The organism is Streptomyces sp. NPDC048473 (genome assembly GCF_043200155.1).
Taxonomy (GTDB): Bacteria; Actinomycetota; Actinomycetes; order Streptomycetales; family Streptomycetaceae; genus Streptomyces.
In genome coordinates, this window is record NZ_JBICXE010000005.1 from 1 (window position 1) to 24,042 (window position 24,042).

The 24,042-nt window shown below is 70.5% G+C and carries 17 protein-coding genes; 3 read left to right on the forward strand and 14 right to left on the reverse strand.

Annotated features, from left to right (window positions below):
- The 5 genes from ACGFU7_RS10530 to ACGFU7_RS10550 form a co-directional block, all read right to left on the reverse strand.
- Positions 1-227: NAD(P)-binding domain-containing protein (locus ACGFU7_RS10530; protein ID WP_393694290.1), on the reverse strand; the 227-nt coding region annotated here is incomplete at its 3' end.
- A gap of 102 nt (positions 228-329) precedes the next feature.
- A complete protein-coding gene (gene ilvN, locus ACGFU7_RS10535) occupies positions 330-857 on the reverse strand; it encodes an acetolactate synthase small subunit (RefSeq protein WP_018102507.1) in 528 nt (175 codons plus the stop codon).
- Positions 858-879: 22 nt separating this feature from the next.
- Positions 880-2,730: an acetolactate synthase large subunit gene (locus ACGFU7_RS10540; protein WP_393694292.1), complete on the reverse strand. Its 1,851-nt coding sequence runs from the start codon at positions 2,728-2,730 to the stop codon at positions 880-882.
- Between the two features lie 222 nt (positions 2,731-2,952).
- Positions 2,953-5,790 carry a putative bifunctional diguanylate cyclase/phosphodiesterase gene (locus ACGFU7_RS10545; protein ID WP_393694874.1) on the reverse strand — a complete coding sequence of 946 codons (2,838 nt, stop codon included), beginning with the start codon at positions 5,788-5,790 and terminating at the stop codon, positions 2,953-2,955.
- Positions 5,791-6,131: 341 nt separating this feature from the next.
- A complete protein-coding gene (locus tag ACGFU7_RS10550; protein ID WP_393694294.1) occupies positions 6,132-7,082 on the reverse strand; it encodes a 2-hydroxyacid dehydrogenase in 951 nt (316 codons plus the stop codon).
- A gap of 169 nt (positions 7,083-7,251) precedes the next feature.
- Between ACGFU7_RS10550 and ACGFU7_RS10555 the strand changes: the two genes are divergently transcribed.
- The 3 genes from ACGFU7_RS10555 (at position 7,252) to ACGFU7_RS10565 (ending at position 9,888) form a co-directional block, all read left to right on the forward strand.
- The gene (locus ACGFU7_RS10555; RefSeq protein ID WP_393694876.1) at positions 7,252-8,208 is read left to right on the forward strand and encodes an aldo/keto reductase; all 957 of its coding nucleotides are present in this window, start codon (positions 7,252-7,254) and stop codon (positions 8,206-8,208) included.
- Positions 8,209-8,399: 191 nt separating this feature from the next.
- Positions 8,400-9,569 carry a PQQ-dependent sugar dehydrogenase gene (locus ACGFU7_RS10560; RefSeq protein WP_393694877.1) on the forward strand — a complete coding sequence of 390 codons (1,170 nt, stop codon included), beginning with the start codon at positions 8,400-8,402 and terminating at the stop codon, positions 9,567-9,569.
- Between the two features lie 31 nt (positions 9,570-9,600).
- Positions 9,601-9,888, forward strand: a complete 288-nt coding sequence (locus tag ACGFU7_RS10565; RefSeq protein ID WP_393694879.1) for a DUF6191 domain-containing protein — start codon at positions 9,601-9,603, stop codon at positions 9,886-9,888.
- A gap of 20 nt (positions 9,889-9,908) precedes the next feature.
- On the opposite strand, the gene ACGFU7_RS10570 is transcribed toward ACGFU7_RS10565, so the two are convergent.
- The 9 genes from ACGFU7_RS10570 to gatB all read right to left on the reverse strand — a co-directional run bounded on the left by ACGFU7_RS10570 (position 9,909) and on the right by gatB (position 24,042).
- On the reverse strand, positions 9,909-13,067 hold the full coding sequence (locus ACGFU7_RS10570) for an AAA family ATPase (protein WP_393694881.1): 3,159 nt from the start codon (positions 13,065-13,067) through the stop codon (positions 9,909-9,911).
- A gap of 69 nt (positions 13,068-13,136) precedes the next feature.
- Positions 13,137-13,322, reverse strand: coding sequence for a hypothetical protein (locus ACGFU7_RS10575; RefSeq protein WP_393694296.1), 186 nt, complete (start codon positions 13,320-13,322; stop codon positions 13,137-13,139).
- A 211-nt stretch (positions 13,323-13,533) separates the two neighbouring features.
- Entirely contained in the window at positions 13,534-14,244 is a 711-nt protein-coding gene (locus tag ACGFU7_RS10580) for a hypothetical protein (protein ID WP_393694298.1), read from the reverse strand.
- A gap of 106 nt (positions 14,245-14,350) precedes the next feature.
- Positions 14,351-14,905, reverse strand: coding sequence for a GNAT family N-acetyltransferase (locus ACGFU7_RS10585; protein ID WP_393694882.1), 555 nt, complete (start codon positions 14,903-14,905; stop codon positions 14,351-14,353).
- Positions 14,905-17,151, reverse strand: coding sequence for an MMPL family transporter (locus ACGFU7_RS10590; protein WP_393694299.1), 2,247 nt, complete (start codon positions 17,149-17,151; stop codon positions 14,905-14,907). The genes ACGFU7_RS10585 and ACGFU7_RS10590 overlap by 1 nt, the downstream gene beginning before the upstream one ends.
- Positions 17,152-17,336: 185 nt before the next feature.
- Entirely contained in the window at positions 17,337-18,815 is a 1,479-nt protein-coding gene (locus ACGFU7_RS10595; protein WP_393694301.1) for a hypothetical protein, read from the reverse strand.
- An 84-nt stretch (positions 18,816-18,899) separates the two neighbouring features.
- Positions 18,900-21,026 (reverse strand): phosphocholine-specific phospholipase C, encoded by a 2,127-nt coding sequence (locus ACGFU7_RS10600; protein WP_393694303.1) that lies wholly within the window; start codon positions 21,024-21,026, stop codon positions 18,900-18,902.
- Positions 21,027-21,158: 132 nt separating this feature from the next.
- The gene (locus tag ACGFU7_RS10605; RefSeq protein ID WP_393694884.1) at positions 21,159-22,418 is read right to left on the reverse strand and encodes an SLC13 family permease; all 1,260 of its coding nucleotides are present in this window, start codon (positions 22,416-22,418) and stop codon (positions 21,159-21,161) included.
- A 115-nt stretch (positions 22,419-22,533) separates the two neighbouring features.
- A complete protein-coding gene (gene gatB / locus ACGFU7_RS10610) occupies positions 22,534-24,042 on the reverse strand; it encodes an Asp-tRNA(Asn)/Glu-tRNA(Gln) amidotransferase subunit GatB (RefSeq protein WP_393694305.1) in 1,509 nt (502 codons plus the stop codon).

Here is a 24,042-nt window from a genome sequence, read left to right on the forward strand (position 1 = left end):
ACGTCGGCCTCGGCGGCGGCCTCGGCCGGGGTCACCACGCGCAGGCCCTGCTCCTCGGCCTTGGCCTTGGACTTCGAGCCCTCGTGCAGACCGACGCGGACGTCGACGCCGGAGTCACGGAGCGACAGCGCGTGGGCGTGGCCCTGGCTGCCGTAGCCGATGACCGCGACCTTGCGGCCCTGGATGATGGACAGGTCGGCATCGTCGTCGTAGAACAGCTCGGCCACTGGGTCTTCTCCTTGGTGTGCAGGTGTTGCGTCCCACCGTACGGCGGGGTGCGTCAGATACGTTTTCGGGTCTCGCCATACGAGCGGCGAGGTGGCGGTGCCCTAGGCCGAACGGTCGAGGGCGCGCAGCGAACGGTCGGTGATCGAGCGCGCGCCGCGCCCTATGGCGATGGTGCCGGACTGGACCAGTTCCTTGATGCCGTACTGCTCCAGCATCTTGAGCATGGCCTCCAGCTTGTCGGCACCGCCGGTCGCCTCGATCGTGACGGCCTCCGGGGAGACGTCCACGGTCTTGGCGCGGAACAGCTGGACGATCTCGACGATCTGGGAGCGGGTCTCGTTGTCGGCGCGGACCTTCACCAGGACGAGCTCACGCTGGATCGCAGCGGACGGCTCGAGTTCGACGATCTTCAGGACGTTCACCAGCTTGTTGAGCTGTTTGGTCACCTGCTCAAGTGGCAGGTCCTCGACATTGACGACGATGGTGATGCGCGAGATGTCGGGGTGTTCGGTGGTACCGACCGCGAGCGAGTCGATGTTGAAGCCGCGGCGGGAGAACAGGGCGGTGATCCGGGCGAGGACACCGGGCTTGTTCTCGACCAGGACGGAGAGCGTGTGCTTGGTGGACATGGAGTCGGTCTCTCTCTGTCTCTCAGTCGTCTTCGTTGTCGCCGAAGTCGGGGCGGACCCCACGGGCGGCCATGACCTCGTCGTTGGAGGTGCCGGCAGCGACCATCGGCCACACCATGGCGTCCTCGTGAACGATGAAGTCGATCACGACGGGGCGGTCGTTGATGGAATTGGCCTCTTCGATGACCTTGTCCAGGTCGGCCGGGTCCTCGCAGCGGATCGCGTAGCAGCCCATGGCCTCGGACAGCTTGACGAAGTCCGGGACGCGGGTGCCCTTCGCCGGGACGCCCTCGGTGTCGGCGCCGGAGTGCAGCACGGTGTTGGAGTACCGCTGGTTGTAGAACAGGGTCTGCCACTGGCGGACCATCCCGAGTGCGCCGTTGTTGATGATGGCGACCTTGATCGGGATGTTGTTGAGCGCGCAGGTGGTGAGTTCCTGATTGGTCATCTGGAAGCAGCCGTCGCCGTCGATCGCCCAGACCGTACGGTCCGGCATGCCGGCCTTGGCGCCCATCGCGGCCGGGACCGCGTAACCCATCGTTCCGGCGCCGCCGGAGTTCAGCCAGGTGGCGGGCTGCTCGTACTGGATGAAGTGCGAGGCCCACATCTGGTGCTGGCCGACGCCCGCCGCGAAGATCGTGCCCTCGGGGGCGAGCCGGCCGATGCGCTGGATGACCTGCTGCGGGGAGAGGCTGCCGTCCTCGGGCAGGTCGTAGCCGACCGGGTAGGTGTCGCGCCAGCGGTTGAGGTCCTTCCACCACGCGGTGTAGTCGCCGGTGTGGCCCTCGGTGTGCTCGGCCTGGACGGCCTGGACGAGGTCGGCGATGACCTCGCGGGCGTCACCGACGATCGGCACGTCGGCGGCGCGGTTCTTGCCGATCTCCGCCGGGTCGATGTCGGCGTGGACGATCTTGGCGTACGGGGCGAAGCTGTCCAGCTTGCCGGTGACGCGGTCGTCGAAGCGGGCTCCGAGGGCGACGATCAGGTCGGCCTTCTGCAGCGCGGTGACGGCGGTGACCGCACCGTGCATGCCCGGCATTCCCACGTGCAGCGGGTGGCTGTCGGGGAACGAACCGAGCGCCATCAGGGTGGTGGTGACGGGCGCTCCGGTGAGCTCGGCGAGGACCTTCAGTTCGGCGGTGGCGCCGGCCTTCATGACGCCGCCGCCGACGTACAGCACCGGGCGCTTGGCCTGAGTGATCAGCTTGGCGGCTTCGCGGATCTGCTTGGCGTGCGGCTTGGTGACCGGGCGGTAGCCGGGCAGGTCCAGGGTGGGCGGCCAGCTGAACGTGGTCTGCGCCTGCAGGGCGTCCTTGGCGATGTCGACGAGGACGGGGCCCGGACGGCCGGTGGAGGCGATGTGGAAGGCCTCGGCGATGGTGTGCGGGATGTCCTCGGCCTTGGTGACCAGGAAGTTGTGCTTGGTGACCGGCATCGTGATGCCGCAGATGTCGGCTTCCTGGAAGGCGTCCGTGCCGATGGCCTTGGAGGCGACCTGGCCGGTGATCGCGACCAGTGGGACGGAGTCCATGTGGGCGTCGGCGATCGGCGTGACCAGGTTGGTGGCGCCGGGGCCCGAGGTGGCCATGCAGACGCCGACCTTGCCGGTGGCCTGTGCGTAGCCGGTGGCGGCGTGTCCGGCGCCCTGCTCGTGACGGACCAGCACATGACGGACCCGGGTGGAGTCCATCATCGGGTCGTACGCCGGAAGGATGGCGCCGCCGGGAATGCCGAATACCGTGTCGGCCCCCACTTCCTCAAGAGACCGGATGAGTGACTGCGCGCCCGTGACGTGCTCAACGGTGGCGGCGGACGATCCGCCGTTACGGGCCCGCGGCTGGGGATGGTGGGCCCCGGTGGCCTGCTCGGTCATCGCATTCTCTTCTCGAAGCTGAGGGTTTTTGCGGGTGTTTTGCGAGGATTTGCCTGGTGTTAGTGCAACAAAAAACCCCTCGTGCCGTGAGGCAAGCGAGGGGAGCGCGCCGGTGCGGTCTGCAGAGTGTCAGTGAGGGACTCTGCTTCAGCCGACGCGCTTTCCAAGTACGAGAATTCGGGTGCGCATGGCATTGACCCTCTCTCCGGCGCATACAACGTGTCAAGTGGGTGGGACGGGCGTCTCAGCATGTGAGCCGCTGAGGAGTGGGATCGAGCCACCGGTCAGGACCGGCTGGGCGCCGGCACTGCCGGGCATCGGGAACTCGCCGCGGGCCAGGGCGCGGCGCAGCCGGTACTCGTCGAGCGGCCCGGAGAAGGCCATTCCCTGGCCGTGCGTACAGCCCATGGCGCGCAGGGCGAGGACCTGCTCCGGTACGTCGACCCCGTCGGCCACGGACTGCATGCCGAGGTCACAGGCGATCCGCAGGAGGCCGCTGGTGATCTTGTGCAGCCGGGCGGATTCCACGACGCCCTCGACGAGACCGCGGTCCAGTTTCAGTACGTCGATGGGGAGCCGGCGCAGGGCGTTGATCGCGGCGTAGCCACTGCCGAAGCCGTCGAGCGCGATGCGGACGCCGAGCCGGCGCAGCGCGACGAGACGCTGTTCGAGTTCGTCGAAGGAGATCCGGGGGTCGCTGTCTGCGACCTCGATCATCAGGGCTCCGGAGGGCAGGCTGTGCCGGGTGAGCAGCGCCTCGACGGAGCCGAACGGCATCCCCTTGTCGAGGAGCCTGCGGGCGGAGAGCCGCACGGCGACGGAGACCGGATGGCCGGCCCTGGCCCGGTCGGCGGCCTGCTCGACGGCCTCTTCGAGGAGCCAGCGGCCGAGTTCGGCGGTGCGGTCGCTGTCCTCGGCGACGCGGAGGAATTCGGCCGGGGTGAACAGGATGCCCTGGGCGGAGCGCCAGCGGGCCTGGGCGGCGACGGCGGCGACGGTGCCGCTGGCGAGATGCACCACGGGCTGGTGGAGCAGGGCGAACTCGCCGTCGCGCAGTGCGGTGCGCAGCCGGGCCGCCAGCTCGGAGCGGCGTACGACTTCGGCCTGCATCTGCGGGGCGTACAGCTCGACGCGGTCCTTGCCGCGCGCCTTGGCGCGGTACATGGCGAGATCGGCGTTGCGCATGAGGTCGCTGGGAGAGATGCCGGGCTCGGCGAAGGCGACCCCGATGGACGCGGCGACCCGGACCTCGCCGGTGCCGATGTGGTACGGCTGGGAGAGGGTGAGGCGCAGCCGGTCGGCGATCTCATGGACCTGGCATTCCCGGGCGGACTGGTCGCGGATGCCGTCGCCGAGGATGATGGCCGCGAATTCGTCACCGCCGAGGCGGGCCGCGGTGTCGCCGGCCCGTACGGATTCATGGAGGCGGCGGGCGGCCTGGATGAGGAGCTCGTCGCCCGCCTGGTGGCCGAGGCGGTCGTTGACCGCCTTGAAGCCGTCGAGGTCGATGAAGAGCACGGCGGTGCCCGGGTCGCCGGAGCGGCGGCCACCGAGGGCCTGGCGGACCCGCTCGGTGAACAGGGCACGGTTGGGCAGGTCGGTGAGCGGGTCGTGCTCGGCGTTGTGCTGCAACTGGGCCTGCAGCCGCACCCGTTCGGTCACATCGCGGCTGTTGAGGATCAGGCCGCCCTGGTGGCGGTTGACCGTGGATTCGACATTGAGCCAGTCGCCCGTACCGGATCTGAAGCGGCATTCGATCCGGGTGGTGGGTTCGTCACCCGGAGAGGCGGCGAGGAACCGGCGCACCTCGTGGACCACCCGCCCCAGGTCCTCGGGGTGGATGATCGAGGCGAGCTCGGCGCCGACCAGGTCATCGGCATCGCGCCCGTACACCCCCGCGGCGGCGGGGCTGACGTAGCGCAGGACGCCGGTGGGGGCGGCGATCATGATGACATCGCTGGAGCCCTGCACCAGGGAACGGAAGTGGTTCTCCTTCTGCGCCAGCTCCTGGGTGAGGGCGATGTTGTCGACGAGCATGATGCCCTGCCGGACGACCAGGGCGAGCACCACCGTGCAGCCGGTGAAGACCACGACGCGGTCCACCCGGCGGCCCTCGATGACGTTGTAGAGAATGCCGAGGGTGCAGACGGCGGCGGCGAGATACGGCGTCAGCGCGGCCAGCGATCCCGCGATGGGGCGACTGGTCGAGCGCGGTGCACCCCGTGGCGGGAAGGCGTTCTCCGGTGCGCTGTGCGCGCCCCAGGGTGCGTACGCGAGGAGCAGGGAACCGGCGAACCAGCCCGCGTCCAGCAACTGGCCGGAGTGGTAGGTCTGGCGCAGCAGCGGGGAGGTGAACAGTGCGTCGGACAGGACCGTCAGGGCGAGTGCGCCGACGGCGGTGTTCACCGCGGGGCGGTTGACGTTGGACCGCCGGAAGTGCAGGGCCAGCACCATGGAGACCAGCACGATGTCGAGCAGCGGATAGGCCAGCGAGAGCGCCGCGCGGGCCACGCTCGCACCCTCGGCGTCCACGAGATGTGCGGTGTGGGCGAGGGCGAGGCTCCAGGAGAGCGTGAGGAGCGATCCGCCGATCAGCCAGGAGTCCAGCGCGAGACAGACCCAGCCGGCGCGGGTGACCGGGCGTTTGGCGAGGACGAGCAGCCCGACGATGGCGGGCGGCGCGAAGCAGAGGAAGAAGGCGTCGGCGAGGGAGGGGCTGGGCACCGGGAGCCCCAGCAGGACCTCGTACCAGCCCCAGACCGCGTTGCCGCCTGCGGCCATGAGCGAGGAGAGCGAGAACAGCAGCCAGGCGGGCCGGAACCGGTCGCCGCCGGCCCGCGCATAGAGGAAGCAGGAGACGGCCGCGATCAGCGCGGCGGCGCTGAGGCCGAAATCCCCCATGAAGAGCGCCAGTTCCGAAGAACCCCAGCCGAGTGCCGCCCCCACCGCGTATCCGCCGCAGACGAGGCCGAGCAGGACCTGCGAGACCAGTGCGGATGCGCCGCCGACGGCCGACCGCCGGGAGAGCAACGCCCCGAGGGCGTCGGCCGGCGCGCTCACCGGGGCGCACCCGACGCCGCCGGGTGCGCGCGCACCCGGCGCCCCGCCGGTGCCTGTTCCGGGCTTCCCGTCCGCGTCGCGACGGCGGACGACGGGAAACCCGGAACAGGCACCGGTCGCCGTCGGCTGCCCTGCGGTGTCTGATCGTTCGCCCATCGGCCGTACATCGCCCGTCGCCCCCTCGCGTGTTGCGTCCTCCCCGGCGCAGTCCCTTCCTTGGCGCAGCGCCCCTTTCGGGACGATACACCAGACTAGTCACGCAGGGACATAGCTTATCTACTCTCCGTGACGATCAAGGGGTTTGTCGGAACAGTACGCAGTCGAGCGGAATCACAGCGTGATCAATCGGTGATGCGTACGACGTTCTGCACCGGCTCCCCCGCGGCGAAACGGCTGAGCTGCCCGGCCACCAGACGCTTGGCACGCGGCATGAACGCCGAGGTGCTGCCGCCCACATGAGGAGTGATCAGGACGTTGGGAGCATGCCAGAGGGGATGGCCGGCGGGCAGCGGTTCCGGGTCGGTGACATCGAGGGCGGCGCGCAGCCGGCCGGACTCGAGTTCGAGCAACAGCGACTTGGTGTCGACGACTCCGCCCCGTGCGACGTTCACGAGCAGCGCTCCGTCCGGCATCGCAGCGAGGAACTCCGCGCCCACCAGCCCTTGTGTGGACGGGTTCAGCGGGGTGGACAGCACGACGATGTCGGCTTCGGGCAGGAGTGCGGGCAGGTCGTCGAGTGTGTGTACGGGGCCGCGCGCTGTTGCCCGTGCAGAGCGCGCGACGCGCGCCACCCGCGCACACTCGAAGGGCGCGAGCCGGTCCTCGATGGCGGATCCGATCGATCCGTACCCCACGATCAGCACGGACTTGTCGGCCAGCGCGGGGTAGAAGCCGGCCCGCCACTCCTCCTTGTCCTGGCCGTGGACGAACCCGGGGAAGCCGCGCAGGGAGGCGAGGATCAAGGCAAGGGTGAGCTCCGCGGTCGACGCCTCGTGGACCCCCTTGGCATTGCACAGCCGTACCCCGGCCGGCAGCAGGCCGAGCCCCGGCTCGACATGATCGATGCCCGCGGAGAGCGTCTGCACAATCTTGACCTGCGTCATACCGGCGAGCGGAGGGACCGTGATCTCCGAACCCTTCATGTACGGCACGACGTAGAAGGCGCAGTCGGCCGGGTCGGCCGGGTAGTCCTGCGCGCCGTCCCAGAAGTGGTAGTTGAGACCCTCGGGGAGTCCTTCGATCTCGTCGGCGCGAAACGGCAGCCATACGTCGGGAGTCTTCGTCGAAGTCATGGTCAGGAGGCTAATCCCCGGGAGGCTGCGCGAGGAGCGGCGGGCGGCAGAGGTTACTTTGGGGTGCGGTGCGGTCCCGTGACGGCGGGGCCGAGGTCCTGTAGTCACGGGACCTTAGGGAGGGTTCGGGGAGTTGGAGCGCAGGAGTCTCGGTGCGGCGGCGCTCGCCGTGGGTGCGGTCGGTCTTGGCTGTATGCCGATGAACTGGGCGTACAGCGCGTCGCAGCAGCGCGGTGACCGTGCGTTGCGTGCGGTGCACGCCGCGCTCGACGCGGGCGTCCAACTGCTCGACACGGCCGACATGTACGGCCCCTTCACCAATGAGCTGCTGGTGGGCCGGGCGCTGAAGGGCCGCAGGTCCGATGCCTTCGTCTCCACCAAGTGCGGGCTGCTGGTGGGCGATCAGCACATCGTCGCCAATGGCCGCCCCGGCTATGTGCGGCGGGCCTGTGACGCCTCGCTGCGGCGGCTGCAGACCGATGTGATCGATCTGTACCAGCTCCACCGGGCCGATCCCGAGGTGCCGGTCGAGGAGACCTGGGGTGCGATGGCGGAGCTGGTGACCGCCGGAAAGGTGCGGGCGCTCGGACTCTGTGCGGTCGGTGCCCGGGCTTCACGCCGGACGGGTGCCCGCATGCATGACGAAACGATCCGTCAGCTGGAGCGGGTGCAGCAGGTCTTCCCGGTGAGCGCGGTGCAGGCGGAGCTCTCGGTCTGGTCGCCGGAGGCGCTGGAGTCGTTGCTTCCGTGGTGCTCGGCGCGGGGTGTGGGGCTGCTGGCGGCGATGCCGCTGGGGAACGGATATCTGACGGGCACGCTGACCCCGGGACAGGGCTTCGAGCCGGACGATCTGCGGGCCAGGCATCCGCGGTTCACGGCCGAGATGATGGCGGCGAACCAGCCGGTGGTGGTCGGGCTGCGGCGGATCGCCGAGCGGCACGGGGCGACCGCGGCGCAGGTGGCGCTGGCCTGGGTACTGCGGCAGGGGCCGCATGTGGTGCCGGTGCCGGGGACCAAGCGGGAGCGGTGGGCGGTGGAGAACGCAGGGGCGGCCGGACTCACGCTGACCGCGCAGGATCTGGTGGAGATCGCCCGGCTGCCCGCGGCGCGGGGTTCGTGGGACTGATCGCCGGCCACGCATTCGTGATCACCGATCGAGAAAATCGGCGGCATGGGGAACCCGGGGCGGGGCTGCGGTGTAAGAACAGTAGTCGGGTGGCCGTCGAAGGGATCGGTGCTGTGCGCGGTGTTCTGTTCGGATCTGTACAAGACCCTGCGGGTCGTCGGGGGCGGCGTCGAGGCGTGCGCCACGGGACGGTGGCCGCGCTGGCGGCGGGCACGCTGTTGCTGACCGCGGGGTGTTCCTCGGGAGACGGTTCCGGCAGTACGGCGGGCGTCGGCGACCTGCCGTCGTCGCGTCCCTCCCCCACAGCCCCGGGCCCGTCGGCCTCTCCGTCCGCGTCGGTGGCCCTGCCACCGGCAAAGGGCTCGGCGGAGGTGGTCTCCACGCTCACCGAGGGCCTCGACTCGCCGTGGGGGCTGGCGGAGCTGCCCGGCGGCGATCTGCTGGTCTCCTCGCGCGACAAGGGCACGATCACCCGGATCGACGCGAAGAGCGGGAAGAAGACCCTGCTGGGCGACGTGCCAGGGGTGTCGCCCGGCGGGGAGGGCGGGCTGCTGGGGATCGCGGTCTCCCCCACATACGGTTCGGACCATCTGGTGTACGCGTATTTCACGACCGAGTCCGACAACCGCATCGCGCGCATGCAGTACAACGAGAACGGCACGACGCCCGGACAACTGCTGGGTGCACCGGACACGATTCTGCGGGGCATCCCGAAGGGCTCGATCCATAACGGCGGGCGGATCGCCTTCGGCCCGGATCACATGCTGTACGCGGGCACCGGGGAGACGGGAGACACCGGGCTCGCGCAGGACAAGAAGTCGCTGGCCGGCAAGATTCTGCGGATGACCCCGGACGGCCAGCCGCTGCACGGCAATCCGGAGGCCGACTCCGTGGTGTATTCGTACGGCCACCGCAATGTGCAGGGGCTGGCCTGGGACGGGCAGAAGCAGCTGTGGGCGTCCGAATTCGGGCAGGACACCTGGGACGAGCTGAACCGGATCGTGCCGGGTGGGAATTACGGCTGGCCGGAGGTCGAGGGCAAGGCGGGAAAGCCGGGATTCATCGATCCCGTGGCACAGTGGAAGACGTCCGAGGCGTCCCCGAGCGGGATCGCCTTCGCCAAGGGCTCTGTCTGGATGGCGGGCCTGCGCGGTGAGCGGCTCTGGCGGATTCCGCTGTCCGGCAAGGACGACAAGGAATCTCTGGCGCCCCCGCAATCGTTCTTGATGGGGAAGTACGGCCGTCTGCGCACGGTGCTCGCGGCAGGCGGCAACAGGCTCTGGCTGGTCACGAGCAATACGGACACCCGTGGCACCCCGAAGCCGGGAGACGACAGGATCCTGGTGCTTGAGGTGCGTTAGCGGCTACAGCAGGTGAAAGGGCGTGCGGCCGGTGTTCAACTTCTTCGAGGAACTCTTCGCGCCGGGCCGGAAGCATGCCGCCGAGGAGCAGAAGCGGCTGGAGCTGACCCGGGTGGATCTGGGCATCGGCGACCCGGGGCGCGGGCCGATAGACCTGGCCTCCGGAAAGGTGATCGTCAGGGCGTCCGGCAGCGACGGCGGTCCCGGGGCGGATCGTGGCGCGATTCCGGAGCCGGAACAGGCAGTGGACGACCCCGATGAGGCGTCCGGGCCGGATGCCCCGGACGCTCCGGAGGCCGGTCCGGACGCGCGGCCGTAGGCGGGCCGGACGCCCCGAGGTCAGGAGGCGTTCCGGGCCGGGTACAGGCGGAGCCGGTGGGCCAGCGCGGCTGCCTCGCCACGGCTGGAGACGCCGAGCTTGGCGAGAATGTTGGAGACGTGCACGCTCGCGGTCTTCGGTGAGATGTAGAGCTCCTCGGCGATCCTGCGGTTGGTGTGACCGGCGGCGACCAGCCGGTGCACATCCTGTTCTCGTCGCGTCAGCCCGAAGGACTCCACCGCCGCCGCGGCCGCCTCGCGCAGGTGGTCCTCGGTCTGCTCGCGGTCCGCGTCCTCGTCGGTGGTGCCGTCCTGGGCGGGGACGGTGACGGCCGCCGGTATCTCGTGCGCGGTGCCGTGGGCCCGGGTCCGGTCGGGGGTGGTGAGGGTGATGCGGGCACGGCCGGCCAGCAGCTCGATGGTCTCGGTCAGCGGGCGTGCGCCGAGCCGCCGGGCGGTGCGGTGCGCGTCGCGCAACAGGGTGGTGGCCGCGGACCGGTCGCCGGGGGTGATGAGGAGGGCCTCGGCCCAGCGGTGGCGGATCTGGGCCAGTTCGTACGGGCGGTGGAGGGGAGCGAAGGCGGTGGCGGCGCGGGACCAGTGATCGGGGGTGTCGAGACCCTCGGCCCGGGCCAGCTCGGCGTCGACCAGGAGACCGTAGGCGGCCCAGATGGGGATGAGCATCGGCAGCCGCTTCAGGTGGGTCCGGATGCCCGCGAGGATCGCCGGCCGGCCGGGGTCGGCGGCGGGCAGGCCCCGGGCGTCGGCCTCGGCGGCGGCGGCGACATGGAGCAGCGGCAGGGCGTACCGCTGGGTGCCGGGCGGGAAGCCCTGCTCCGACTGCGCCTCGAACGCGGCCCGAGCCTCGGGGAGCCGCCCCTGCTGCACGGCGAGGGTCATGGCGTGGCGTACGGGGGTGATGAGGTGCTGGGGCTGCGGGTCATGGGAGCCGAAACAGCGTCGGGTCAGGGCGAGTTGAATCTCGGCCTCGGCAAGGTGGCCCTGGGCGAGGGCCAGTTCGGTACGGCGTGAGGCGACGAGCCCTTGCGCCTTGCTGGACTGGGCGGCGCGGGCCGCCGCGTCGGTGGTCGCACGGCTCTCGTCCCAGTGGCCGAGGGAGAAGAGCGAGGTCGCCTGGTTGCAGCGGACCCATGCCTCCATGTCGGCGATGCCGTGGCCGCGGCCGATCTCGATGCCGTGGTCCGCGGCGGCCACGGCCTCCAGGGAGCGGCCCATGGATTCGAGGGTGGAGGGGAGATTGATGCCAGCCCGGCTCATGATGCCGACCAGGTGCAGTTCATCGGCGCGGTCGCGGACTGCGTACATCTCGGCGATGCCCTCGTCGACACTGCCCGCGTCGGCGGTGAGCCAGCCACGGGTGAGCCTGGCGTGCAGTTCGATGTACTCGTCACCGACGAGCCGGGCGTACTCCACGGCCCGGTCGACGGCTTGCAGCGTCTCGGCGCCCGGGCGGTGCAGGGCGCCCCATCCCGCCACGCTCATCAGGACATCGGCATGCACGACGGACGGGGGCAGGCCGCGTACGAGCTTCTGGGCGGTGGCCAGTTCCTGCCATCCGTCGCCACGGGTGAGGTCCTGCATCAGCCGGGAGCGCTGGACCAAGAACCAGGCGGCGCGCAGCGGGTCGTCCTCGCCGTCCAGGACGCGCATGGCCTTCTTGGCGATGGCCAGGGCCCGTTCGCGTTCGCCGCCGAACCGGGCAGCGACGGTGGCCTCGGCCATCAGGTCGAGATAGCGCAGCGGGGTGGTGTCGGGATCGCAGCCGCAGGCCGGGTAGCTCTCCGCGTAGTCGATGGGGCGCAGGGTGCGGCGCACGTCATCGGGGGCGTCGTCCCACAGCTCCATCGCCCGTTCCAGCAGACGGAGTTGCTCGAAGAACGCATAGCGGCGGCGGGCCTCGACCGAGGCCTTCAGTACGGCGGGCAGGGCCTTGGCGGCATCGTGTGCGCCGTACCAGTAGCTGGCGAGCCGGGTGGCCCGTTCACCGGCGCGGACGAGGGTGGGGTCGACCTCCAGAGCTTCCGCATAGCGCCGGTTGAGCCGGGAGCGCTCGCCGGGCAGCAGATCGTCGCTGACGGCCTCGCGGACCAGGGAGTGCCGGAAGCGGTAGCCGTTGCCCTCCGGGGTGGTGAGCAGCAGGTTGGCTCCGACGGCCTCCCGCAGGGCCTCGATGAGTTCGTCCTCGGTGAGCCGGGAGACCGCGGCCAGCAGTTCGTACTCGACGGTGGAGCCGCCCTCGGCGACGATCCGGGCGATCTTCTGGGCGTCGTCCGGGAGCGCTTCGACGCGGACCAGCAGCAGGTCTCTCAGCGAGTCGGAGAGTCGGGAGTGGTCGCCGCTCTCCAGGCTGCAGGCGAGTTCCTCGACGAAGAAGGCGTTGCCGTCGGAGCGTTCGAAGATCTCGTCCACCAGGGCGGCCTCAGGGGTGGCGGCGAGGATGCCGGTGAGCTGGCGGCGGACCTCGGCGCGGTTGAAGCGGGCGAGTTCGATCCGGCGGACGGTACGGAGCCGGTCCAGTTCGGCGAGGAGGGGGCGCAGGGGGTGGCGGCGGTGGATGTCGTCGGAGCGGTAGGTGCCGATCACGACGAGGCGGCCGCTGCGCACGGTGCGGAAGAGATAGGCGAGGAGATGCCGGGTGGAGGCATCGGCCCAGTGCAGGTCCTCCAGGACGAGGACGACCGCGCGCTGCGCCGAGATGCGCTCCAGGAGTCTGGCGGTGAGTTCGAAGAGGCGGGCGGTGCTGTACTCGTCGGTCGCGTCCCGGTCGTCCTCGCCGAGTTCGGGGAGCAGCCGGGCCAGTTCGCCCTCCTGCCCGGCGCAGGCCGCGGCCATCTCGTCGGGCAGGGTGCGGCGCAGGGCGCGCAGGGCGGTGGAGAACGGGGCGTAGGGCAGGCCGTCGGCACCGACCTCGACGCAGCCGCCGACGGCGACGACGGCCTCGCGGCGCACCGTCGCCGCGAGGAACTCCTCGACCAGCCGGGTCTTTCCGACGCCCGCCTCGCCACCGATGAGCAGCGCCTGCGGCTCGCCGCCGGGGCGGCCGGCCAGGCCGGTGCCCTCTGCGGTGGCGCGGGTGAGCGCATCGACGAGCGAGGCGAACTCACCTGCGCGGCCGACGAACACGGGACTGACGGACCTGGTCTCCACGTCGCCGAGCATCGCACACGGGTCCGACAGTGCGGGCCCCGGAATCGAGTCGTCCGGCATCGCGCAGCCGTCACACGGCTACTACGCGGCGTGGACGAACCGGTTCCGGTCCGTACTCACCGGCCCCTCGGCCTCCTTGCGTACGGAATCACGGGCGGCCCTGCGGGCGGCCCGGCGGGCGCGACGGGCCTCCCCGACGAGCCGCTCCTGCTCTGCCCGGCGCTGCAGTTCGGTCTGGTTCAGCTTGTGGAGTTCGAGCGAGTACATGTGCTTCTCCCGGAGGACGACGGCCCGTTGGGGCCTGGGGGGCGGCAGTGCTTCTGCCGTGCCCCCACTGTCGTCTCCCAGGGGGTGTCGCCACATCGGGCGAGTTCCGCATCTTCGCGGGGTGGGGGGCCTTAGCCGGGTGCGGACACTGCCGCATACGGGGCGGGGCCGCCCGGGCGGATGCCTTAGACGGCCGCGGGGCGGTGCGTACTCACTTGGTGGCGCCCGCGGTCGGCAGGGACACGATGAGGTCGAAGTACATGCCGACGGAGATCAGCACACCGAGGACACCGAGCGCGATGCCGGCGGTCGCGACAGCACGCACCCAGCCGGGCTGCGGGTGCGGGGAGGGTGCGCCGAAGGCCGGGCGGACCAGGGCGAAGATGCCGACCAGCAGGGCGAGCAGCGCGAAGACGCCGTTGACCAGCGCCGTGGAGTGCCAGGCGTCGCCGTAGATCTCGGAGATCTGCTGGGCCGCGGTGCTGCCGGTCGGGGTCTTGATCTGCCCGATCAGGGTCTCGCGCTCCGCGATGACCTTGCCGGTCCAGGACCCGCTGAGCGCGACGACACCGAGACCGGCGGCGGCCACGGCCGCGGCGGCCGAGCCGAGGCCGGACGACTCCTTGCCGGAGTCCGTGAAGTCTGAGTCCGTGAATTCGGAGCCGTCGAAGTCGGAGACCTTGAGGCCGGCATCCGGGTCGAGATCCTGATCGGAGTTGGGGGCGGAGCCCGCCCCGTCGTGGTCGGCCACCGCGAGCTCTCCCTCGGCTTCGGCCGCCCCCTTGTCGAGGTTGTACGCCGCGTCCTTGGAAGCGGTCACCTCGGCCGCGGTCTCCTCAACTGCGGTCTCCTCGGCGTCGAGAACAGCGGGAGCGGCGGGGCCGGTGGGAGTGGTGGGGTTCTTGGGAGTTCCGGGGTTCATGTCCCGCACGCTAGGCGGCCCGGATGAGAACCCTCTTAACGCCCGTCCTCCAGACCGGTCCCAGGCCGGCCCCAGCCCGACCCCGGCCCGTCCTCCCGCCCCGGCCTCAGGCCTTCTGCGCCCGCCACTCCCGGGCCAGCACGGACCAGATCTCCGAGTCGTGCCGCTCGCCGCGGTACAGATAGTTCTCGCGCAGCACCCCGTCGCGTGTCATGCCGAGCCGTTTGGCCACGGCGATGCTCCGGGTGTTAGCGGCGGACGCGTCCCACTCCACGCGGTGCATGCCGCGCTCGTTGACCGCCCAGTCGATCAGCTTCCGTGCCGCCCGGGTGACCAGGCCACGCCCCTCCCCCGCCGGTTCCAGCCAGCAGCCGACCTCGCAGTTCCCGGACTCCGTGTCGAAGATCCGGAACAGGACACCGCCGACGAGCGTGCCGTCCAGCCAGATGCCGTACAGCCGCCCCGTGTCGGCCGCCTGCTTCTCCGCGTACCGCCGGAGCAGAGCGCGCGCCGAGTCCAGGTCGGTGGCGAAGGAGGCGAAGGGGATCCAGGGATCGACGATCTCGCGGGCCCGGTCCATATGGGCGAGGAACTCCTGCGCCTGCCAGATCTCCAGCGGACGCAGTTCCGCTCCGTCGTCGCCCAGGGATATCGCGAACATCATGCTCCTTCTCGAACCGCTTCCGCCGCTTGTACGGCCTGCGCAGCTTCCACCGGTTCCACCGGTTGCGCCGCCTTCGGGATCTTCGCATGCGGCGCGCGGCACTCGGGAGGCTCGATGCTGATCCGCGGCAGCCGCCGGTCCAGCCAGCGCGGCAGCCACCAGTTCGCTCCGCCCAGCAGATGCATCAGGGCGGGCACCAGCAGCGTACGGAGAACGAAGGCATCGAGGGCGACCGCCGCGGCGAGCGCGATGCCGAACATGGCGATGACCCGGTCCCCGCTGAGGACGAACGCGAGAAAGACCGAAATCATGATCACGGCCGCGGAGTTGATCACACGGCTGGTCTCGGCGAGGCCGACCCGGACCGCCCGCCGGTTGTCACCGGTCTCCAGCCACTCCTCATACATCCGCCCCACCAGGAACACCTGGTAGTCCATGGAGAGCCCGAAGAGCACGGACACCATGATGACCGGCAGGAACGGTTCGATGGGCCCGGAGCTGCCCAGCCCCAGCAGCTCGCTCCCCCACCCCCACTGGAAGATCGCGACGACGACTCCGAACGAGGAGGCGACGGCGGCCGCATTCATCGCGGCGGCCTTCAGCGGAATGCCGATCGACCGGAAGGCCAGCAGCAGGAGCAGGCAGCCGAGTCCTATGACGACGCCGATGAAGAGCGGGAGTTTGCCGATGATGATCCGGGCGAAGTCGTCGTAGCCGGCCGTCACCCCGCCCACATGGGCCCGGAGCGAGGTGTTCGCCTCGGCCTGGGGAAGGACCTCCGTGCGCAGCCGGTCGACGAGCGCGCTGGTCTCCTGCGACTGCGGCGACGACTTCGGTACGACGTTGACGAAGGCCGCGCTGCCGCTGTTGTTGTACGTGACCGGGCCGACCGAGGCCACGCCGTCGGTGGCCCGCAGTGCGGCCGGCAGGCCGTCCATCGCCAGCCGGTCGTCCGCACCGTCGAGCTGTGCGGCGATCGTCAGCGGGCCGTTGACGCCGGGCCCGAATCCGTCGGCCAGCAGGTCGTACGCCTGCCGGGTGGTCGACGAGGAGGCGTTGTTGCCCTGGTCGGAGGTGCCCAGGTGCAGGGAGAACATGGGCAGCGCGAGGCCCAGCATCACCACGGCGGCGAACGCCCCGAGCAGCTTGGGGTGGCGTTCGACGAACGCGGACCAGCGGGCGGCGAAGCCGGCGGGCAGTTCGGGCTGCGGCCCGCGCTCGGCGAGCCTTCTGCGCTCGCGCCGGCTCAGCGCCCGCATGCCGATGAAGGACAGCAGGGCCGGCAGCAGGGTCACGGACGCGGCCACGGTCAGGACGACGGTGAGCGAGGCGGCGATCGCCACACCGTTGAGGAACCCGAGCCGAAGGATCAGCATGCCGAGCAGCGCGATACAGACCGTGGCCCCGGCGAAGACGACGGCCCGCCCGGTCGTCGCGACGGCGTTCTGCGCCGCCTCGGTGACCGTCATGCCTCTGCGCAGTCCTCTGCGGTGCCGGGTGACGATGAACAGGGCGTAGTCGATACCGACGCCGAGCCCGATCAGCATCCCCAGCATGGGGGCGAAGTCGGCGACGGTCATCACATGGCCGAGCAGCACGATGCCCGAGTACGCCGTGCCGACGGAGACGAGGGCGGTGGCGATGGGCAGCATGCTGGCGGCGAGCGAGCCGAAGGCGAGGAACAGGACGACCGCTGCGACGACGACCCCGATGGCCTCGCTGAAATGGGCGGACGGCGCTTCGGTGAGGGCGACGGCCGAGCCGCCCAGTTCCACTTGGAGGTGGTCGCCGGCGGCCGCCTTCGCGGTGTCGACGACGGCCCGGGCCTGCTGCACCGGGATGTCGTCGGACTGCTGGTCGAAGGTGATCGTGGCGTAGGCGGTGTGTCCGTCCCCGCTGATCTGCCCGGTGCCGGACGCCCCGTACGGCCCGATGACGGCGCCGACACCGGGCAGTTCCTCGACCGCGTGCAGGGTCCGGGTCATCGTCTGCCGGACATCGGCGGCCCGCACGGTGGAGTCGGTGGTGTGCCAGACGATGGTGTCCGTGTCACCGCCGAGATCCGTGAAACCGCTCTTGAGGAGCTCGGCGGCCCGGCCGGACTCCGTACCGGGCACCTCGTAGTCGTTGGAGTAGTCAGAACCCGTGAAGCCCGCCGCAGTGGCCGCGCCGCCGAGGGCGAAGAGCCAGAGGAGGACGGCGATGAGGCGGTGCCTGATGCACCAGCGGGCAATGGCAGCCAACGGACGTGCTCCCTGATGGTTCGTGGTTCCTTACCGGGATAAAACATGAATTACCCGCAAAGAACACATGACCTGAGAACCGCCACTCTGGCAGCCGATAGTGATCCTTTGTCCCCTTCGTGGCCTTACTCACAATGGCCGCAGGAATTACCATGGCTCCGGAGTCACAACGGCTTCCGGCCGCCTCACCCGGCCAGTCGCTCCTCCTCCGCCTCCAGTTCTTCCTCGAACTGCTCCTCGATCTCCGCCATGCCCTTCGCCACGATGTCCGCCAGGTGGGCGGGGCAGGTCAGCACCTCGCTCCCGAAGCCCCGGCCGGAGTCCGGACCGGGGGCGGGGCATGTGCCGGGGGCGTAGAGGTGCGCGACGCGGGCCATGTGGTCGGCGGTGCGCTCATGGGCGGGCGCATGGCCGTCCGCGTGGGCGCACGCATCGCCGGGCAGGGTGGCGGCCGCGGTGCGGAGGATTCCGAGGATCTCCCGGGCGATTCCGTACGACAGCTCCAGGGAACCGGCCGCCGTGCCCATCAGGAGCAGCAGGACGGTCCGGTCGAGCGCGGGTCCGTCGGGGCCGAGCTGCTCGTACCGCCGGGCCGCCCAGAGCGCCGCCTCCTCGGAGGCCGTCTCGTCCTCGAACGGGACATGCCGCTCGCTCAGCGGTCCGATGTCGAGCCGGCCGTCGGGACGCAGGTACAACGGGTCCAGATGTGCCGTCTCCCGGGTGCCGAAGAGGGTGTCGACCGCTTCGCGCAGATAGTCGCGGGCCTCGACGGCGAGAGCGCGCAGGAAGGTGGTGCAGGTCCACGCCTCCAGCGAGGCCCCGTATCCGTCCTCGTGTTCCTCGCGCAGGACGCTCCGGCCGCCGGGGCTCTGCAGGTGAATGCCCTCAGCGGCCTGCTGGTCGCTGCCGGAGTTCAGCGCCGGGTGCCCGCCTTCCTCGTGCGCGCATGTCTCGTCCGGCAGCAGCGGCAGTACGGACTCCAGGCCTTCGATCATGTCGTCGAGCAGCGACCGCTGCCTGATCCGGCCCGACCCCGCGTACCAGCAGTTCGCATGGGCGACGACGACATAGCCGGCGAGCGCGGCCCGGGAGAGCCTGCTGGGCGGTGTGGCGTGGATATCCAGGTCCCAGAACGGATCGCCGTTCGGATAGTCGTTGAGGACACTGCCCAGGCTGCGGATGTTGCTCTCGTGGCTCTCCGGGATGATCTCGGGGATGCCGTCCGTGCTGCCCGGCAGGATCACGTCGGCGGCTGTCCGCGCCCATCCGACGGCGTTGTGGGGGCAGGCCTCGGCCTCGTCCCACGCAGCGAGCGGAACCTGGACGTCCGGCGCATCGAGCAGCGCGTCCGCGTCCGTGTCCCACTCCTCCAGGCTCCCGGTGTACGGATGGGCCGTGTGACCGCACCCGCCGGCCTGGAGGAACTGCTCGTCCATGGCCTCGACGGCGGCGCCGAGCGCGTCCACGACGGCCCGCTCGACGGCCGCGCCGCGCCGCCCGAGAACGTACGGCGCCATGTTCACCAGACCGAAGGTGAGCAGGACCGCCTGCTCACCGCCCGGTTCGGCGGTGAGCAGGCGGGCGCACTCCAGGACGACGGGGTCCGCCTCCTCAGGGGCGGCGCCCACCGTGACGTCGGCCCATTTCTCGATCAGTTCAGTCATGATCAAGGAAACGCAGGCCGCGCCGCGGCGGTTCCGGTGGGCGCCGAACTTCCGTACGTATGCGCGGGCCTGCCGGTCGGCTCGTCAGCCGGAGACGCTCGCCCGGCCGTTCTCGATGTGCCCCATCAGCCGGCGCCGGAAGACATCGTCCCCGTCGACGGTGACGGCCAGGTCGTACCAGCCGTGTGCGTCGGCCGCCGAGTGCACGACCGTACGGCTGCGTCCCGGCTTGACCTTGACGGTCCTGGTCCAGTCCCGCAGGTCCGTCTCGTCGACGTAGCCCAGCGGCCGCACGGTGAAGGTGAGCGTCGTCCGTCCCGTGTTGCGCAGGGTGAGATGGAGATCCCGCTCATGCGCGTCGACCCGCGAGGCGACCTCGGCCCCGGCCGAAACGCCGTCCTTCGCGGGCCCGGCAAACTCGCGCCGGAAGCCGTTCGGCCCCGTCACCGTGAACCGGTACGCCGCACCGGTAAGGGGTACCGTCCATCGCGCCGTGCCCCTTACATCCCGGTGCTGCGGTACAGGGAACTCGCCCGCGTACGGATACAGCGCGAAGTGTGCGGACGAGCGCCCCGTGTTGCTGAGAACCACCTGCACCGCCCCGTCCACCAGTTTCGCCTGGGCGTCCGGCTGGTACGGCAGCGCACGGGCCGGGCGCGCCCCGGACTCCTGTACGGGCATGTGCTGCACGAGCGGCGGCTTCGGTGCCCAGCGTCCGCTGAACGGCGGGATGACGCCGGGCTGCTCCACCTCGGGCCGGCGCCGCGCGCGCTTGAAGTCGAAGGCCGAGGTCAGATCGCCGGTGACGGTGCGCCGCCAGTCGCTGATGTTCGGCTCCTTCACGCCGGTCCAGCGCTCCAGGAAGCGGATCACGGAGGTGTGGTCGAAGACCTCGGAGCAGACGTAGCCGCCCACGGTCCACGGCGACACGACGAGCAACGGCACCCGCATCCCGAGACCGGTGGGCTTGCCCTCCCACTGCTCCTCGGCCACCTCGGGCGGCGCTACCGGCGGCGGCACATGGTCGAAGAAGCCGTCGTTCTCGTCGTAGTTGATGAGGACGGCGGTGTGCCGCCACACATCGGGGTGCTTGCCCAGCGCGTCCAGGACCTTGTAGACGATCGTGGCGCTGTGGATCGGCGAGGAGACGCTCGGGTGCTCGGAGTCGACGGCCGACGGCACCAGATAGGAGACCTCGGGCAGCGTGCCCGCCGCCACGTCCTTGGCGAACTCATCGGCCAGCGTTCCGGTCTCCACCCGGCGCAACGCACGCTCGAAGAGGCTGCGTTCGGTCTTGTCCAGGGTGGCGACACCCTCTTCGAGCAGACCGGACAGCCGCTCCCGCTCCGTGGCGTCCGCGTCCCGTACCGCCGCGTAGAACGACTCCATGTACGTATGGCCGCCGGTCTTCGCCAGCGCCTTGCGGGCGATCGCCTTGAAGGTGGCGAAGAACTCGATCTGGTTGTCGGTGAAGTTCTCCCACTCGGTGTACGTACGCCAGCTGCGCCCGGCCTTCTCCAGCCGCTCCGCGTACGTGCCCCAGTCGTACCCGGGGTGCGTGCCCTCGTCGTACGCGTCGTTGCTGACGGCCCGCTTGCCGTTCGCCTCGTAGCCCGTCTTCCCGCTCCACATGTGGTTGCGGTTGGGGCTGGTCGAGGAGTGGATGGAGGAGTGGTAGGCGTCGCAGACCGTGAACGTGTCGGCCAGTTCGTAGTGCAGCGGGATGTCACGGCGGTCGTAATACGCCATGGTGGCGGCCGTCTTCGCGGTCACCCAGCCGTTCATCCACCCCCCGGCCCATGCCTTGCCGCCACCGTTCCAGGAGTGGTCGAGCGCGCCGATGTACTGGAGGTCCTTCTTCTGCGTCTCGGCGGCGTCCCGCACCGGGAACGGCAGCACGGAGGTGCCCAGCGGAGCGGGCTGCTCGAAGACCGGCTTGCCGGAGGGCAGTTCGACGGCGTTGCGGTCACCGAAGCCGCGTACTCCCCGGAGCGTCCCGAAGTAGTGATCGAAGGAACGATTCTCCTGCATCAGGATCACCACGTGCTTGATGGCTCCGAGCCCGTCACCGCCACCGGACCCCGCCGAGTGCGCCGGCTGCGCGGCGATCGCGGCCTGCAGCGAAGGCGGTAGCAGCGACCCCGCCGCTGCGATGCCGAGCGCACCGCCGCCGAGCGCGAAGAGCCGTCGCCGTGAAATGTCCGTGGTCAAGTGAGCCTCCCGAGTCCTGTCGTACAGCCGGGAAACTAATCAAGCCAGGTGGCGCCGGGAAGGATTCTGTACGGCTCGGTGGTGAACGTCCAACAGGTCGGCCGGGAAAGTCCAACCGCGCCCCGCGCCTGGTCACACCCCGATCAGCTGCAGTGCACCCCACAGCGCGACCGTCGACACGGCCAGTGTCGCCGGTACGGTCAGCAGCCCGAGCCGGGTGAAGTGCCCGAGGTCGGGCGCGGCGCCGTGGGTGTGCAGGATGCGGCGCCAGAGCAGGGTGGCGAGCGAGCCGACGTAGGTGAGGTTCGGGCCGAGGTTCACGCCGATCAGGGCGGCGAGCAGCGGGCCGGGACCGGCCGCCGCGACGACCGGGAGCAGGGCGAGGATCGCGGGCAGGTTGTTGATCAGGTTGGCGAGCACGGCCGCCACCGCGGCCACCGCCAGCAGCGCGGGAAGTGACGAGCCGTCCGGCAGGAAAGTGTCGATGCCGGCGCCGAGGCCGTTGTCGACCACGGCCTTGACCACGACGCCCAGCGCCAGCACGAACAGGCAGAACAGCGGGTTGGCGGAGCGGACGAGGCCCTTGGCGGTGGTCTCGCGCTTCGCCAGCGCGCGGACGGCCAGCACCCCGGCACCCGCCAGCGCCGCCCACAGCGGTTCCGCGCCCAAGAACGAGGTGACGACGAATCCGCCCAGGGTCAGGGCGAGGACGACGAGCGTGAAGACGGGGAGGCCCGGACGGTCCTCCTCCGGCTTCGGCGGACAGGCGCCCGCTGCCAGGTCGGCGGCGAAGACCCGGCGGAAGACGGCGTACTCGATGGCGATGGCGGCCAGCCACGGCAGGGTCATCAGCGCGGCGAAGCGGGTGAAGGAGAGGCCGCTCGCGGTGAACGCCAGGAGGTTGGTGAGGTTGGAGACGGGCAGCAGCAGGGACGCCGAGTTGGCCAGGTGCGCACAGGCGTAGACGTACGGGCGGGGGCGGGCGCCGACGCGGGCGGCGGTGGCGAGGACGACGGGGGTCAGCAGGACCACGGTCGCGTCCAGGCTGAGCACGGCGGTGATCACGGAGGCGACGACGAAGACCCCGCCGAGCAGGGGGACGGTCCGCCCGCCGCAGGCCCGGGCGACCAGATCACCGGCGACCGTGAACAGCCCCTCGTCCGCGCAGAGCTGGGCCAGGACCAGAATCGCCGCGAGGAAACCGACGACCGGCAGCAGACTGCCCACCTGGGCGCGGGCCTCCGGCCACGGGACCGCACCGACCGCGGTCACCAGCACGGCCGCGGGAACGGCGAGGGTCGCCTCCGGCAGCCCCCGGGGACGTACGACGGCGAAGGCCAGCACGCCGAGCAGGAGGACGACGGAGGCGATCTCGGCAGTGATGGTGTTCAGCGGACTTGAGCCCCTCCGGATGGGTGAAGGGGCGGTGCACCCGGCTCACGGGTGCACCGCCCCTCCAGAGACGTACGGGAACCGCCCGCGCAGGGGACGGCCGGCCTCTCCGGGATCAGCCCTCGACGCCGAGCTTCTCCAGGATCAGCTCGCGCACGCGGGCCGCGTCCGCCTGGCCACGGGTGGCCTTCATGACCGCGCCGACGAGCGCGCCCGCCGCCGCGACCTTGCCGCCGCGGATCTTGTCCGCGATGGCCGCGTTGGCGGCGATGGCCTCGTCCACGGCCGTGCCCAGCGCGCCCTCGTCGGAGACGACCTTCAGGCCGCGCTTCTCGACGACGGTGTCCGGGTCGCCCTCGCCCGCGAGGACGCCCTCGATGACCTGGCGTGCCAGCTTGTCGTTGAGGTCGCCCGAGGCGACGAGCTCGGCCACCCTGGCGACCTGCACCGGGGTGATCGGCAGCTCGTCGAGGCCGCGGCCGGTCTCGTTGGCGTTACGGGCCAGCTCGCCCATCCACCACTTGCGGGCCTGGTCCGAGGGGGCGCCCGCGTCGGTCGTGGCGACGATCAGGTCGACCGCGCCCGCGTTGAGGATGGACTGCATGTCGTGCTCGGAGACGCCCCACTCCTCCTTCAGCCGCTTGCGGCGCAGCCGCGGCAGCTCGGGGAGGCCCTTGCGGAGCTCCTCGACCCACTCCCGGGCCGGGGCGACCGGCACCAGGTCGGGCTCGGGGAAGTAGCGGTAGTCCTCGGCGTTGTCCTTGATGCGGCCGGCCGTGGTCGAGCCGTCCTCCTCGTGGAAGTGCCGGGTCTCCTGCACGATCGTGCCGCCCGAGCTCAGCACCGCGGCGTGGCGCTGGATCTCGAAGCGGGCGGCGCGCTCGACGGAACGCAGCGAGTTCACGTTCTTCGTCTCGGAGCGCGTACCGAGCGTCTCGGTGCCGTTGGGACGCAGCGACAGGTTGACGTCGCAGCGCATCTGGCCCATTTCCATCCGGGCCTCCGACACACCGAGCGCCTTGATGAGCTCGCGGAGCTCGGCGACGTACGCCTTGGCGACCTCGGGGGCGCGTGCGCCCGCTCCCTCGATCGGCTTGGTGACGATCTCGATGAGCGGGATGCCCGCACGGTTGTAGTCGAGCAGGGAGTGGGACGCGCCGTGGATACGGCCGGTGGCGCCGCCGACGTGGGTCGACTTCCCGGTGTCCTCCTCCATGTGGGCGCGCTCGATCTGCACCCGGAAGATCTCCCCGTCCTCCAGCTGGACGTCCAGATAGCCGTTGAAGGCGATCGGCTCGTCGTACTGGGAGGTCTGGAAGTTCTTCGGCATGTCCGGATAGAAGTAGTTCTTCCGGGCGAAGCGGCACCACTCGGCGATCTCGCAGTTCAGCGCGAGGCCGATCTTGATGGCGGACTCGACGCCGATCTCGTTGACGACCGGCAGCGCGCCGGGCAGGCCGAGACAGACCGGGCAGGTCTGGGAGTTGGCGTCCTGCTTGAGCTCGGTCGAGCAGCCGCAGAACATCTTGGTCTTGGTGCCGAGCTCGACATGGACCTCCAGGCCCATGACGGGGTCGTAGGACGCGAGCGCGTCCTCGTACGACACCAGGTCAGTGACAGTCAC

Excerpts from the sequence above, each read along its gene's own strand:
- ACGFU7_RS10550 (WP_393694294.1), bottom strand. The coding sequence starts at position 7,082 with ATGACTTCGACGAAGACTCCCGACGTATGGCTGCCGTTTCGCGCCGAC.
- ACGFU7_RS10595 (WP_393694301.1), bottom strand. The coding sequence starts at position 18,815 with ATGACTGAACTGATCGAGAAATGGGCCGACGTCACGGTGGGCGCCGCC.
- ACGFU7_RS10580 (WP_393694298.1), bottom strand. The coding sequence starts at position 14,244 with ATGAACCCCGGAACTCCCAAGAACCCCACCACTCCCACCGGCCCCGCC.
- ACGFU7_RS10585 (WP_393694882.1), bottom strand. The coding sequence starts at position 14,905 with ATGTTCGCGATATCCCTGGGCGACGACGGAGCGGAACTGCGTCCGCTG.
- ilvN (WP_018102507.1), bottom strand. The coding sequence starts at position 857 with ATGTCCACCAAGCACACGCTCTCCGTCCTGGTCGAGAACAAGCCCGGT.
- ACGFU7_RS10540 (WP_393694292.1), bottom strand. The coding sequence starts at position 2,730 with ATGACCGAGCAGGCCACCGGGGCCCACCATCCCCAGCCGCGGGCCCGT.
- ACGFU7_RS10575 (WP_393694296.1), bottom strand. The coding sequence starts at position 13,322 with ATGTACTCGCTCGAACTCCACAAGCTGAACCAGACCGAACTGCAGCGC.
- ACGFU7_RS10570 (WP_393694881.1), bottom strand. The coding sequence starts at position 13,067 with ATGCTCGGCGACGTGGAGACCAGGTCCGTCAGTCCCGTGTTCGTCGGC.